The organism is Colwellia sp. MB3u-45, from assembly GCF_014077005.1.
Classification (GTDB): Bacteria; Pseudomonadota; Gammaproteobacteria; order Enterobacterales; family Alteromonadaceae; genus Cognaticolwellia.
Genome location: NZ_JACGVC010000044.1, coordinates 295,360 through 309,782 on the forward strand (window position 1 = coordinate 295,360; position 14,423 = coordinate 309,782).

The 14,423-nt window shown below is 38.7% G+C and carries 10 protein-coding genes; all 10 read left to right on the plus strand.

Features of this window, described 5'->3' with window-relative positions:
* Positions 1-449 precede the first annotated feature (449 nt).
* The 10 genes from tig (at position 450) to H4J41_RS06650 (ending at position 14,287) form a co-directional block, all read left to right on the plus strand.
* A complete protein-coding gene (gene tig, locus H4J41_RS06605; RefSeq protein WP_182136993.1) occupies positions 450-1,757 on the plus strand; it encodes a trigger factor in 1,308 nt (435 codons plus the stop codon).
* A gap of 127 nt (positions 1,758-1,884) precedes the next feature.
* Positions 1,885-2,484, plus strand: coding sequence for an ATP-dependent Clp endopeptidase proteolytic subunit ClpP (gene clpP / locus H4J41_RS06610; protein ID WP_182137037.1), 600 nt, complete (start codon positions 1,885-1,887; stop codon positions 2,482-2,484).
* Between the two features lie 94 nt (positions 2,485-2,578).
* The gene (gene clpX, locus H4J41_RS06615) at positions 2,579-3,856 is read left to right on the plus strand and encodes an ATP-dependent protease ATP-binding subunit ClpX (protein ID WP_182136992.1); all 1,278 of its coding nucleotides are present in this window, start codon (positions 2,579-2,581) and stop codon (positions 3,854-3,856) included.
* A 152-nt stretch (positions 3,857-4,008) separates the two neighbouring features.
* On the plus strand, positions 4,009-6,372 hold the full coding sequence (gene lon, locus H4J41_RS06620; protein WP_182136991.1) for an endopeptidase La: 2,364 nt from the start codon (positions 4,009-4,011) through the stop codon (positions 6,370-6,372).
* Positions 6,373-6,644: 272 nt separating this feature from the next.
* The gene (gene hupB / locus H4J41_RS06625) at positions 6,645-6,920 is read left to right on the plus strand and encodes a nucleoid-associated protein HU-beta (protein ID WP_146880417.1); all 276 of its coding nucleotides are present in this window, start codon (positions 6,645-6,647) and stop codon (positions 6,918-6,920) included.
* A 657-nt stretch (positions 6,921-7,577) separates the two neighbouring features.
* Complete coding sequence (gene ccmI, locus H4J41_RS06630) at positions 7,578-8,840, plus strand: c-type cytochrome biogenesis protein CcmI (RefSeq protein WP_182136990.1); 1,263 nt, start codon at positions 7,578-7,580, stop codon at positions 8,838-8,840.
* A gap of 155 nt (positions 8,841-8,995) precedes the next feature.
* Positions 8,996-10,981, plus strand: coding sequence for a heme lyase CcmF/NrfE family subunit (locus H4J41_RS06635; protein ID WP_182136989.1), 1,986 nt, complete (start codon positions 8,996-8,998; stop codon positions 10,979-10,981).
* A 3-nt stretch (positions 10,982-10,984) separates the two neighbouring features.
* Positions 10,985-11,536 carry a DsbE family thiol:disulfide interchange protein gene (locus H4J41_RS06640; protein WP_182136988.1) on the plus strand — a complete coding sequence of 184 codons (552 nt, stop codon included), beginning with the start codon at positions 10,985-10,987 and terminating at the stop codon, positions 11,534-11,536.
* A complete protein-coding gene (locus tag H4J41_RS06645) occupies positions 11,536-12,045 on the plus strand; it encodes a cytochrome c-type biogenesis protein (protein ID WP_220460917.1) in 510 nt (169 codons plus the stop codon). The genes H4J41_RS06640 and H4J41_RS06645 overlap by 1 nt, the downstream gene beginning before the upstream one ends.
* Positions 12,046-12,379: 334 nt before the next feature.
* Entirely contained in the window at positions 12,380-14,287 is a 1,908-nt protein-coding gene (locus tag H4J41_RS06650; protein WP_182136987.1) for a SurA N-terminal domain-containing protein, read from the plus strand.
* The last annotated feature ends 136 nt before the right edge of the window (positions 14,288-14,423 follow it).

Consider the following 14,423-nt stretch of genomic DNA (forward strand, 5'->3'; position numbering starts at 1 on the left):
TTTGGGTGTTACTAAGTTCAGTCACAAGTTCGAATCTTACATCACCGGCCAATTTTTATTTTATGTGATTTATTTAACTACCGTATGTAGCTTAAAAAATTAAATACTGATTTAGGTTCCACTAAGTTCAGTCGCAAGTTCAAATCTTGCATTACCAACAACTTTATTAAAATTCCTTAGTTAAATCTCCCTAAATAGCAATTTTACTTTCTATTATTACTTCAATAGCATTAAATTTTTAATTTATTTGCGTTCTATGCTCGACTCTTGTTTAAAGCACCGCTATAATTTCGCGTCATTATTTTAATCTGAACATCTTTATTCGGATTTTCCGGGCTCTGCTAGTAATACTGGCAGGCTGCATACATAACTTTATTATAAAGTTTTGTTGACTATATTTAGATGCGTTATAGAAAGCGTACAAACGCTAAGTTTTTTGAGGTAATTAAATGCAAGTTTCAGTTGAGACTACACAAGGTTTGGAACGTCGTTTAACGATTTCTGTTCCTGCCGAAACAGTAGATGTTGAAGTTAAAAATCGTCTTCGCCACATCGGTAAGACCCAACGTATCAATGGTTTTCGTCCAGGCAAAGTACCACCATCGGTTATTCAAAAACGCTATGGTCAATCTGTTCGTCAAGAAGTTGCTGGTGAATTTATGCAACGCAACTTTGTTGATGCGATTGTTGCTGAAAAATTAAACCCAGCCGGTCGTCCATCATTCGTTGCCAAAAGCAACGAAGATGGTCAACCATTAGAATTTGAAGCAACATTTGAGATCTACCCTGATGTTGTTTTAAAAGATTTAGATAAGATAGCGGTAGAACGTCCTGCAGTCGACGTTACCGAAGCTGACCTTGATGAAATGTTTGAAACATTACAAAATCAGCATAAAACGTGGAAAGAAAACAAGCGTAAAACGAAGACAGGCGATAAGCTAACTATCGATTTCAATGGCCGCGTTGACGGTGAAGAATTTGAAGGTGGTAAAGCTGAAGGTTTTGAACTTGAATTAGGTTCAGGTCGTATGATCCCTGGTTTCGAAACAGACATCATAGGTATGAAAGCTGGCGAAGAAAAAACTATCACAGTATCTTTCCCAGACGATTACCATGCTGAGAAGCTTAAAGGTAAAACTGCTGAGTTTGATATTGTTGTGCATACAACTGAATCAGCCGTTTTACCAGAAATAGATGATGAGTTTGCAAAACTATTCGGCGTAGAAACTGGTGGTGTTGCTGCACTTCGTGAAGAAGTTGGCAAAAACATGGCGCGCGAACTTAACCAAGCTGTTAAAGCTAAAGTTAAAGAGCAAGTGATTGAAGGCCTACTTGAAGTTAGCGAATTAGATATTCCAGCGGCACTTATTGCGCAAGAAGTTGACGTATTGCGCAAGCAAGCTATGAAACGTTTTGCCGATCAAATGGACCCTAATAACTTACCAGAGCTTCCAGCTGAAATGTTTGAAGAACAAGCGAAACGCCGCGTTAAAACGGGTTTGCTTTTAGGTGAAGTGATCAAAGTTAACGAATTAAAAGTTGACGAAGCTAAAGTAACTGACTTAATTGAGTCAGCAGCTTCAGCTTATGAAGATCCATCTGAAGTTATTGAGTACTACAAAACTAACAAAGAACTTGCTCAACAAATGCAAAATGTTGCATTAGAAGAACAAGCTGTAGAATTGTTACTTGCCAGTGCAAATGTAACAGACAAAAAAGCCAGCTTTAAAGATATCATGAATCCTGAAGGTAAATAGACCTTTTAGATTGACATTCTGCTGAGCAATCGCTTAAATGGCTTGTATGGGGACATATGAGCCATTTTTTTTATAAAAGGAAAGTTAGTTGTTTACTTCTCAAAATAATTCTCACGATTTAACGAGTATGACCGAAAGTGCCTTAGTACCTATGGTTGTTGAGCAAACTGCCAAAGGTGAGCGCTCTTACGATATTTACTCAAGACTGTTAAAAGAGCGCGTAATCTTCCTTTGTGGTCAAGTTGAAGACCATATGGCTAATTTGATCGTTGCCCAATTGCTATTTTTAGAGTCAGAAAGCCCAGATAAAGATATTTATTTATATATAAATTCTCCAGGGGGCTCTGTGACTGCAGGCATGGCTATTTACGATACCATGAAGTTTATTAAGCCAAATATTAGCACAGTTTGTATTGGTCAAGCGGCTAGCATGGGCGCATTTTTGCTATCTGGCGGAGAAAAGGGCAAACGTTATTGTTTACCTAATGCTCGTGTCATGATTCATCAACCTCTTGGTGGTTTTCAAGGTCAAGCTTCTGATATTCAAATTCATGCAAAAGAAATTTTGTATATCAAAGACAAGCTTAATCGTTTAATGGCAGAGCACACCGGCCAAAGCTTAGATAAAATATCTGACGATACAGACCGTGATAATTTCTTAAGTGCTGAAAGCGCGGTTGAATATGGTTTAGTTGATGCCATACTAGAACAAAGAATGGATAAATAACCTTCTATTTTGTGATGCGCGTTGTTATTCTCGCGATTTATGAAATACTGAACAGTATTTGTTTGTAAAATTTTTAAAATATTAGAGGTACCGTATGACCGATATGAAAACAGGTGACGGTGATGACGGTAAGTTACTGTATTGCTCATTTTGTGGTAAAAGTCAGCATGAAGTGCGTAAGTTAATTGCAGGCCCTTCAGTCTTTGTTTGTGATGAATGTGTTGAGTTATGCAATGACATTATCCGCGAAGAAATTAAAGAAATTGCGCCTAAGCAAGATAAAGAAAGCTTACCAACGCCAATCGAAATTCGTGAAAGCTTAGATGACTACGTTATCGGGCAAGAACACGCTAAAAAAGTGCTTGCTGTTGCGGTTTATAACCATTACAAGCGCTTGCGCAATGGTGACTCACATAATGGTGTAGAGCTAAGCAAAAGTAATATATTGTTAATTGGCCCTACGGGTAGTGGCAAAACATTACTAGCGCAAACATTAGCGCGCTTATTAGATGTACCATTTACCATGGCTGATGCCACCACACTAACCGAAGCGGGTTATGTGGGCGAAGATGTTGAAAACATCATTCAGAAGCTACTGCAAAAATGTGATTATGACGTTGAAAAAGCACAGCGTGGTATTGTTTATATCGATGAAATTGATAAGATTTCACGTAAATCAGACAATCCATCAATCACCCGTGATGTTTCGGGCGAAGGTGTGCAGCAAGCGTTATTGAAACTCATTGAAGGTACTATTGCCTCTGTACCGCCGCAAGGTGGTCGTAAGCATCCACAACAAGAGTTTTTGCAGGTTGACACCTCAAAGATTCTATTTATCTGTGGTGGTGCGTTTGCAGGCCTTGATAAAGTTGTTGAACAACGTTGTCAAACCGGCACAGGTATTGGTTTTGGCGCGACAGTTCGTGGCAAAGACGACGAAAAAACCTTAACACAGCTTTTTCAAGAAGTTGAGCCTCAAGATCTAGTTAAATATGGCCTGATCCCTGAATTTATTGGCCGTCTACCTGTCGTTGCAACCTTGACAGAGCTTGATGAACAGGCACTTATTCAAATCTTACAAGAGCCTAAAAATGCTTTAACTAAGCAATTCTCTGCGCTTTTTGATATGGAAAATGTTGAACTTGAATTCAGAGCCGATGCTTTAACCGCTATTGCCCATAAAGCTATGGTGCGTAAAACCGGTGCTCGTGGCTTACGTTCCATTGTCGAAGGGGTTCTACTCGAAACTATGTATGAATTACCATCGATGGAAAATGCTGTGAAAGTTGTTGTTGATGAAACGGTGATTAGAGGCGAGTCTAAACCTATTATTATTTATGAAACGCAGCAAGATAAAGCGTCATCAGAATAATTATTTCGCTAATTTAAGTCTAAAAAGTGATGTTAGCCAGTTTGGTTAACGTCACTTTTTTTTATTCATCTGTTGAAAGTATTTACAAACACCCCATATACAAATACATATCCTTAAAAATCACATCATACTATTCACCGAGAGAGTAACCAATGACTAAAGAGTTATCTGGCGTAGTTGAAATTCCCGTATTAGCCTTACGTGATGTCGTTGTCTATCCACAAATGGTTATCCCATTATTTGTTGGTCGCGAGAAATCTATCCGTTGTCTTGATATTGCCAACGAAAATGATAAGCAAATATTCCTTGTTGCACAAAAAGATGCTGCAGTAGACGACCCCGCACAGAGCGATTTGTATCAAACTGGTACTATTGCCACTATTTTGCAAATGCTTAAATTACCTGATGGTACCGTTAAAGTACTGGTTGAAGGTGTGCGTCGAGCTCAAATTACTGAGTTTGTTGAAACTGATGAATACTTTACCGCCAATGCTACATTTTTAAGTGTTGAAGGTGTTCCTGACGATAGTACTGAAGTGTTAATTCGCTCGGCTATTTCTCAGTTTGAAGGTTATGTAAAATTAAATAAAAAAATACCACCGGAAGTCTTAACGTCGGTTTCAGGTATTGATGATGCCGAGCAGTTAGCTGACACTATGGCAGCTCATATGCCGCTTAAATTAGTCGACAAACAAAAGGTACTAGAAATTACCCATGTTTCAGAACGTCTTGAGTTTTTAATGGCGTTAATGGAAGGTGAAATCGATTTATTGCAAGTTGAGAAGAAAATTCGCACGCGTGTTAAAAAACAAATGGAAAAAAGTCAGCGCGAATATTATTTGAATGAGCAGATGAAAGCAATTCAAAAAGAATTAGGTGATGACGAAGAGGGTACGAACGAAGCTGATCAAATAGAAAAGCAGATCGAAGCAGCGCAAATGCCTAAAGAAGCAAAAGAAAAAACCTTAACAGAATTAAAAAAATTAAAAATGATGTCACCCATGTCAGCTGAAGCCACGGTTGTGCGCAGCTATATCGAATGGATGATTAGTGTGCCATGGAAAAAGCGCAGTAAATTAAAGCGTGATCTTAAATTAGCACAAGAAGTGTTAGATAAAGACCATTACGGACTCGATAAAGTTAAAGAGCGCATAGTAGAGTACTTGGCCGTTCAACAACGTGTTAGTCATTTAAAAGGGCCTATTTTGTGTTTAGTTGGGCCTCCAGGTGTAGGTAAAACCTCGTTAGGACAATCTATTGCTAAATCGACCGGTCGTAAATATGTCCGTATGGCGCTAGGTGGTGTACGAGACGAAGCTGAAATACGTGGACATAGACGAACCTATATTGGCTCATTACCGGGCAAGCTAATTCAAAAAATAGCTAAAGTTGGCGTGAAAAATCCGTTATTTTTGTTAGATGAAATAGATAAAATGGCTTCTGACATGCGTGGCGATCCTGCCTCGGCATTATTAGAAGTGCTAGATCCAGAGCAAAATAGTAGCTTTAATGATCACTATTTGGAAGTTGATTATGACTTATCTGATGTGATGTTTGTTGCTACGTCAAATAGTATGAATATTCCTGGCCCCTTACTAGATCGTATGGAAGTTATCCATCTGTCGGGTTATACCGAAGATGAAAAGCTTAACATTGCGAAAAATCACTTGCTTGATAAGCAAATAGAACGCAACGGTTTAAAAAGTAAAGAAATTGAAATAGAAGACAGCGCCATTGTCGGTATTATTCGTTATTACACTCGTGAGGCTGGTGTGCGTGGCTTAGAACGTGATATTTCTAAGTTATGTCGTAAAGCGGTTAAATCGATTTTATTGGATAAAAACGTCAAAAAGGTAACGATAAATCAAGCGAATTTATCAGAATTTCTTGGTGTGCAACGCTTTGATTATGGTAAAGCAGACGATGAAAATCGTGTTGGTTTAGTCACTGGTCTTGCTTGGACTCAAGTCGGCGGTGAGCTACTGACCATTGAAACTGCTTCTGTGCCAGGCAAAGGTAAGTTGAGCTATACGGGTTCGCTTGGTGACGTAATGCAAGAGTCGATACAAGCGGCAATGATGGTAGTGCGAAGTCGTACAGAAAAGCTACGGATTAATAGTGACTTTCATGAAAAACGCGATATTCATGTGCATGTACCTGAAGGTGCAACACCGAAAGACGGCCCAAGTGCTGGTGTCGGTATGTGTACGGCATTAGTATCAAGTTTAACCGGTAATCCAGTCAGAGCTGACGTGGCAATGACTGGCGAAATTACTTTACGTGGTGAAGTACTGGCAATTGGTGGCTTAAAAGAGAAATTACTTGCCGCGCATCGTGGTGGTATCAAAACGGTTATTATACCTAAAGATAATGAGCGCGATTTGATAGAAATACCTGACAATGTCAAAGCTGATCTAGCCATTTACCCAGTGAAATGGATAGATGAAGTGTTAAACATTGCTTTAGAACATCCTGTTGATAAATGGCAGTTAGACAAGGAAGTGGTTAGAAAATAGCTGTTTTTGTTAAAAAACTTAAAAAAATAGCAAAAAAATTGATAAAAACGTAATTAACGCTTTTCAAACGCTGAAACTATGGTAAGTTAATGACGCTAACAACGCTAGAGCCCCCATTTATAAGGGGCCTAGTAGAGATAAAAATTATTATCAATATTTTTAGTTTTCTTTAACTCGGCGCTTTATGTTCAAAAAGAAGCTTAGGATAAAGTTTCTGCAGGACGCTAAACAGAAGATAGCGCTGAATAATAACAATTGAAGGGGAATACACTGTGAACAAATCTCAACTTATCGAGAAAATTGCTGCGGGTGCTGACATTTCTAAAGCTGCGGCTGGTCGTGCATTAGATTCATTTATCGAAGCAGTTACAGAAGAATTAAAGGGTGGCGAGCAAGTTGCACTAGTTGGTTTTGGTACTTTCTCAGTACGTGACCGTGCTGCACGTACAGGTCGTAACCCACAAACTGGCGCGACTATCGAAATCGCAGCAGCAAAAATCCCATCTTTTAAAGCTGGTAAAGCACTTAAAGATGCTTGCAACGCTTAATTAATAGCTTTGCTAAAGATTGAACATTAAGCCGCTTTTATAAGCGGCTTAATTGTTTCTAGCGCATTAGTTATCATTGAAAAGACTAATCGTAATAACATCACTTCCTTCAGTAAACTATAAAGCTTAATACCAGTTTCATTAAGTTATGGTCACTTTTGCTGGTTAAAGTAAACCACAGCTAGGTTACTCTTCATCAATATCCCGCATAAAGCAGCCAAAGGTAATAAAACTGGTTTAATTACCCCTTTAACCTCTTCTTAAAATTCTGTGTGCTTTTTATGGTACTAGTTAATTTATGCTACTAATCAATTTAGGCTAGGTTTAACTGCAATTAAACATAGCATTGGTAGCTCTGCACTTAGGGTTAATGGGCAATGTTATTTGGCATATTAGAAAAATAAAGTTGAGCCATTAGGCGGTTATAGCAACGACACGTTTACCGCGACTAATTTATCACTATTATTACGATGAATATGTGGCTTTTTTGCGACGGTATCGCTAGAAAAAACCAGATAAAATTGTTACGCTATGCCACTTATAAACAAGGGTGTTAAACGTTACTTATTGCTTTAAATAACTTTAATTAAAACCTCTTACAGGGCTAATACTCAGCAGTTTAAATAATTTGATCAACATAGGTATAAATTAAATAATATGACTACATTCTGGCTGGCAGTTTTATCATTAATAGTGATTGCATTAATTATTGTCTGGCGTATTTTTTCTTCATCTAAAAATACTATTGGTGCAGAAAATCTAAATATTCGTCAAGAAACCAATGTCACACTTTACCATGAGCACTTATCACTTCTCGAAAACGATTTGGCTGAGGGCAGTATTGGGCAAGACAGTTACCTACAATTAAAAGCAGAGTTAGATAAAACACTTTTGCAAGATGCTACATTAAGTAAATCGTCAAGGGTTGAAAAACAACAGACATCATGGTTATGGCCACTAGGCATAGCATTGGCTGTCGTTAGCTTTAGCTTATATACCTACATGAACCTTGGTTCGTATGCACAATTGAGTTCATCTGTCCTGAGTAATGAAAATAACGCACAGAGTGAATTAGCCCCAGAACAAATGCTAGTTCGTCGTTTACAGAAACTTCAGCGCGAGGTAAAAGACGACCCGAGTAATTCACAAGCTTTGTTCAGCTTAGGTCAAGCCTATATTTCTGCCGGTGAGTTTGACAATGCGATTGAGGCGTTTGACGGCGTAATGAAGCAAGTTGGCGAGCATGCCGAGTTATTAGGGCCAAAAGCTCAAGCGATGTATTATAAAAATAATCAGCAATTGAGCTCAGACATTCAAGCTGTGATTGATAAGGCATTAGTGTTAAACCCATTAGACGCATCAACCAATATCCTTTTAGGTATGGACAGTTTCACCAAGCGAAAGTTTGCTAAAGCAGTGCAGTACTGGGAAGTGGTTTTAAATAGCGACCGGCCAGGGATAAGTACACAAGCGCTAGCGGGCGCTGTAGAAGAAGCTAAAAACCAATTGCGCTTGAGCAATAAAAATACAGCTTCTGGAGCCGGTAGTGCTGAACTTGAGGCAAACTTGCCACACCTTACTATTGAGGTATCTTTAGCGGCGAATGTTCAAGAACAATTGATCAACGGTGAAGATAAAACCGTATATATATATGCCATTGCTACAGAGGGGCCTAGAATGCCTTTAGCTGCGGTAAAAATTAAAGCCAGTGACTTGCCGCTCAGTATAGTTTTAGATGATTCACAAGCAATGACGCCACAAATGCGCTTAAGTAGTGTGGATAAAGTTCATATTTACGCCGTAGTGTCTATGCAAGGTAGTGTGGGTATTAAGTCGGGTGACTTTAAAGCAGAAGCACTTAATGTTGATGCGATGGAAAAAAGTTTAATAACAATGAAAATATCAGTACAAGTACCATAAAGGTAATGGCTTAAGTATCACTGTAAAACTTACCTCTGGTAACATTTAGGGTGATATTTAAGCTGAGAAGATCTGATTTGGCGCTAGTCTTGACTAGTTAAAATCAGCTAAACTTAGTCCCAATAATGTTTTAACATTAATTTACAGGAATTATCATGATCCCAGAGCTCGGGCACTTCGCACTCATTATCGGGTTAGCGTTTGCATTATGTTTAAGCGTAGTGCCGCTGATTGGCGTAGCGCAGAACAATCATCAATTAATCAATAGTGCCAAACCATTGAGTTTTGGTCTTTTCTTCTTTGTAGCAATCAGTATTTTTTTATTAGGCTATAGCTTTACGGTAGATGACTTTTCAGTCAAATATATTGCCGGTCACTCTAATAGTTTATTACCTTATTATTTCAAAATCAGTGCGATCTGGGGCGGACACGAAGGCTCTATGCTACTTTGGGTTTTTGCCTTAACGTGTTGGACCTTCGCGGTGAGTGTTTTTAGTAAGCAATTAGAAAAAGAGTTTGTCGCGCGTGTTTTAGCGGTAATGGGCATGATTGCGGTTGGCTTTATTTTATTTACGCTATTAACCTCTAACCCGTTTGAGCGTTTATTACCAAACTTTCCGCTTGAAGGTCTTGATTTAAATCCATTATTACAAGATATTGGCTTAATCATTCACCCACCAATGTTATATATGGGGTATGTTGGCTTTTCAGTTGCTTTTGCTTTTGCTATTGCCGCGCTTATGGCTGGAAAAATGGATGCCGCATGGGCACGTTGGTCTCGCCCATGGACAGTTGCCGCTTGGTCATTTTTATCGGTAGGCATCGCGTTAGGTAGTTGGTGGGCATATTATGAACTTGGCTGGGGCGGTTGGTGGTTTTGGGATCCTGTTGAAAATGCTTCATTTTTGCCGTGGCTTGCTGGTACTGCGCTGATTCATGCGTTAGCAGTAACAGAACAACGTAACACTTTTAAGCATTGGACATTATTACTGGCTATTTTTACTTTTTCTTTGGTTTTATTAGGAGCCTTTTTAGTCCGCTCAGGTGTTATTACTTCAGTACATTCATTTGCAGTAGATCCAGAGCGCGGCATTTACTTACTGGTATTATTAGCGATAGCCGTTGGCGGCTCGTTAACGCTTTATGCCTTTAGAGCTGCAAATGTTAGCAGCCCAAGCCGCTTTACGTTTTATTCACGTGAAAACGCTATTTTAATTGCCATGTCAATATTGGTCACGGCGACAGTGACTATTTTATTAGGCACACTTTACCCGCTAATCATCGATGCTATGGGCTTGGGAAAAATATCAGTAGGTGCACCCTATTTTAATGCTGTGTTTGTTCCTATGATGATCGCTCTATTTCTATTTATGGGTGTTGGGCCGCTCACTCGCTGGAAAAAAGCGCGTAAAGGTGAACTAGCTAAACATTTAAATAAAACTTCAATTTTTAGTGTCTTCTTTGGTGCTGCTTGGCCGTTTATCTATGCGGGTGAATTTAGCCTAAGCGCATTCATTGGCATGACTCTAGGTTGTTGGATTGTCTTAGCTGTTTTAAAAGATGTATTTATCAATGCTAAGCAGGCCGACGGTAGATTGAAATTTTCAGCCGTGCCACTTAATCATATTGGTATGGCGCTTGCCCATGCCGGCATTGCAATTACGGTTATTGGTGTGACTATGGTGTCGACCTATGAAAAAGAAATGAACATAAAGATGGCGCCAGGGGAAAGTGCTAATTTATCAGGTTACATGATAGAGTTTGCCGGTACTAAAGATGTTTTAGGACCAAATTATAGTGCAATTCAAGGGCAACTTAAGGTCTCACTGGATGGTGAATTTGTTACCTTATTAAAGCCTGAGCTACGTACTTATAAAGTACAACGTTCCGGGATGACCGAGGCCGCCATTCATACCAACTTATGGCGTGATATTTACGTCGCTTTAGGTGATCCGCTAGAGCAAAACTCCTGGTCAATGCGCTTATATTATAAACCTTTTATTATCTGGATATGGTTAGGTGGTTTTTGTATGGCAATAGGTGGTTTCTTAGCGATATTAAGTAAACGCTATCGTAAGCGTGTGTTGGTCACAGAACAAAAGCTTACCCAAGCTAAACCCGCTGTTTTACAAGAGGCATAATTAGTGAAAAGTATTATTCGTTTTATCCCATTAATTCTATTTTTTTTATTGGCGGTATTATTATATCGAGGTTTATTTCTTAATCCGCAGTCGATGCCATCAGCCATGATAGGCAAGCCATTGCCAAACTTTGAATTGCCAACATTAAAATCGATTGAACAACGGGTAGGTCGAGATGATCTACAAGGCGATATCGTGTTACTTAATGTTTGGGCGACTTGGTGTATACAATGCAAATATGAGCATCCATATTTGCTTAATATTGCTCGTGATCCGCGTATTAAGCTCTATGGCCTTAATTTTACTGACGATCACAAGGCCGCTTTAAATTGGTTAAAACAATATCAAGACCCTTATGTATTCTCAATTTTTGATGAACAGGGTGCACTTGGTCTAGATATTGGTGTATTTGGTGCGCCTGAAACTTTTGTTATTGATCACACAGGTATCATTCGTAAGCGTTTTGCAGGTCCGATTAACGATCAGGTATGGCAAAAAGAGTTTCTGCCGTTAATTGAAACTCTTGAAGCAGAAATGGCAGCAGGAGCGTCCTAATGCAAAACAGAATAGACAGTAAAAGCCTAACATTACAGCATGTTATTCGCTTGTTTATTAGCAGCATGCTGCTGAGTGTTGTTTGGGTAACTAGCGTAAATGCTAGCCCAGTAGACACTTTTGAATTTAAAGATGAAGCAACCCAATTACGCTTTCAAGTATTATCCAAAGAGTTACGGTGTCCTAAGTGTCAAAATCAAAATTTAGCCGATTCGAACTCTAAAATTGCTGTAGATTTAAGAAATAACCTCTATAACCTGCTGCAAGAAGGTATGAGTGATCAAGAAGTTATTGACTTTATGGTCTATCGATATGGCGATTTTGTTTTATATCGACCGCCATTGAAAGAAAAAACTTATATTCTATGGTTTGGTCCATTGATTATTCTTTTCGGTTTTATTATCGGTGTGATATTTGTTTTACGAAAACGTAGTCAAGTTAAGGTAAATGAACATGATTTATCAACACAAGAGCAAGCTAACTTGGATGATATTCTCAATAAGCCGTAAATCCATTAAATTCATTAAAGCCATAAAAAAACATCTAAAGCTAAACTTGATGATATTAGTGTTTTTTATGCTTGGATGATGGTTATTTAACCGTTATTTCATCGCTAGAGTAAAAGGGTTTCATTTTTATTATTATTGGGCTAACATGCCCGTTCATATTGCGATTTTAAAGCGTGTAAGTTAGTGAAATAGCCTGATTAGTTTGCTGTTAAAGTGAATTGACACTTTGATAAATTAACCAGCTACTCAATAATTACAACGTATAATAGCGGTAAAGTAATGTCGCAGTTAAAATCGCCCGAAAAGTACAATACCCTCGTGTAAAGAGATAAAGATGTTAGAAAATATTCGAGAAAGCTCTCAAGGATTAACGGCTAAGATTATTCTTGGTTTTATTATTTTAACCTTCGCTGTTGCCGGCATTGGTAGTTACAGCAACTCAGTTGACACTTCAGTGGCTGATGTTAATGGTGATAAAATATCACAAGATGAGTTTAATAAAGCTTATCAAGCACAACGTAACCGTATGGCGCAGCAGTTTGGTGAAATGTTTGAAACATTATCAGCTGATCCTAGTTACATGAGTAATTTTCGTAACGGTGTGGTTGATAATTTAATTAACCAAAAACTTATCGATCAAAACTCAGAGGCGCTTGCCATTCGTGTAGCAGATCAGCGAATTAAAAGTACCATTCAAAATATGGCAGAATTTCAAATTGACGGTGTTTTTGACAACAATCGTTACTTAGCGATGATTAATCAAGCGGGTTTTTATCAATCAGCTGATTTTCGTGACTATCTGCGCACTGAAATGACCCGTCGTCAATTAACTCAAGCATTGGTAGCAAGCGAATTTAGCTTACCGTACCAAGAAAATATGTTTACTGCTTTACAAAATCAACAGCGTGACATTCGTTTTGCTACGATTAATGCGGAACAATTTAAAGCGAGTATCGAGTTAAGCGATGAAGAAGTTAATGACTATTATCTTGCCAACAAATCGCGTTTTGAAAACCAAGAGCAAGTAAAAGTTAACTACATCACACTTGATGTTGACACTATCGCCAACACAGTGACATTAACCGATGCCGATGTTGATGATTATTATAAGAACAATATTAGTCAATACCGCGACGAAGAACAACGTCGCGTTGCCCACATTCTCATTGAATTTGGTGATGACGAAGCGAAAGCTAAAGTCAAAACAGAAGCCTTACTTACTAAAATAAATGCCGGTGAAGACTTTGCTGAATTAGCAAAAGAGCATTCAGCCGATACTTTTAGTGGCGAAAATGGCGGCGATCTAGATTGGATTGATGCTGGCGTAATGGACACCGCATTTGATGATGCAGTCTTTGCTTTGTCTGGTATAGGTAGTGTTAGTGATGTGGTTAAAACTGACTTTGGTTTTCATATCATCAAATTAACTGATTATAAGGCTGAGAAAGTGCAAAGCTTAGCTGAAGTACGTGACAATATTGTCTCAAAAGTTAAAAATGAAAAAGCGCAAGACAAGTTCTTTGAGCTTCAACAGGAAGTAGCGCGTTTAAGTTTCGAGTTTCCTGACAGTTTATATGATGCCGCAGGTGCAATTAATGCCACTATAAAAACATCTGACTGGTTAACGCGTGGTGTTAATAGCACACCTTTTGATGTCAGCAATGTTGTTGAAGTGGCTTTTTCTGATATCGTGGTGAATGAACAACTAAACTCTGACATTGTTGACGTTAGCGATAGCTTAGCCATTGTAATGCGTTTAAATGAATACCAAGCAGCCAGTGTTAAACCTCTTGCTGAAGTTAGCGCACAAATTGAAAATATTTTACTTGCGAAAAAAGCGTCTGAAAAAGCTCAAACTGTTGCGGATGAATTGCTGGTTGCATTCAAATCTGGAAGCGATATCACTGAGCAATTAGCTGAAATTGGCGCTACTATGGAAGTTAAAGCCGCAGTTGCACGTGTGGGTAGCGGCTTAGATGCAAGCTTGGCACGTGAAGCCTTCAAATTACCTCGTCCAAGTGAAAACGCGGTATCTGCAACGACAGTCAATCTTAGTAATGGCAATTTAGCATTACTTGAAGTGCAAGCAGTTAACGAAGGTACAGCCGTTAACTCACCGAACTTGTCGCAGCAGTTAACTCAGCAATTGGCACAAGCGGCTTATTTAAGTTACGTTGAATCGCTGAAAGTTGGCGCAGAGATTGTACGCAAACAAGTGCAAGCACCGACGACACAATACTAACTCAAGCTATCATTTGAGCTAATAAAGCGTTAAATAAAAACCAGCCAATAGGCTGGTTTTTTGCTTCTAGGGTTTAAGTTTTATTGGTTAACCCGCACAAATGGGTAATAATTTAATGACACTGGTATAACATCAG

Coding starts and splice junctions, on each gene's coding strand:
- tig (WP_182136993.1), top strand. CDS start 450: ATGCAAGTTTCAGTTGAGACTACACAAGGTTTGGAACGTCGTTTAACG.
- clpP (WP_182137037.1), top strand. CDS start 1,885: ATGACCGAAAGTGCCTTAGTACCTATGGTTGTTGAGCAAACTGCCAAA.
- clpX (WP_182136992.1), top strand. CDS start 2,579: ATGACCGATATGAAAACAGGTGACGGTGATGACGGTAAGTTACTGTAT.
- lon (WP_182136991.1), top strand. CDS start 4,009: ATGACTAAAGAGTTATCTGGCGTAGTTGAAATTCCCGTATTAGCCTTA.
- ccmI (WP_182136990.1), top strand. CDS start 7,578: ATGACTACATTCTGGCTGGCAGTTTTATCATTAATAGTGATTGCATTA.
- H4J41_RS06635 (WP_182136989.1), top strand. CDS start 8,996: ATGATCCCAGAGCTCGGGCACTTCGCACTCATTATCGGGTTAGCGTTT.
- H4J41_RS06645 (WP_220460917.1), top strand. CDS start 11,536: ATGCAAAACAGAATAGACAGTAAAAGCCTAACATTACAGCATGTTATT.
- H4J41_RS06650 (WP_182136987.1), top strand. CDS start 12,380: ATGTTAGAAAATATTCGAGAAAGCTCTCAAGGATTAACGGCTAAGATT.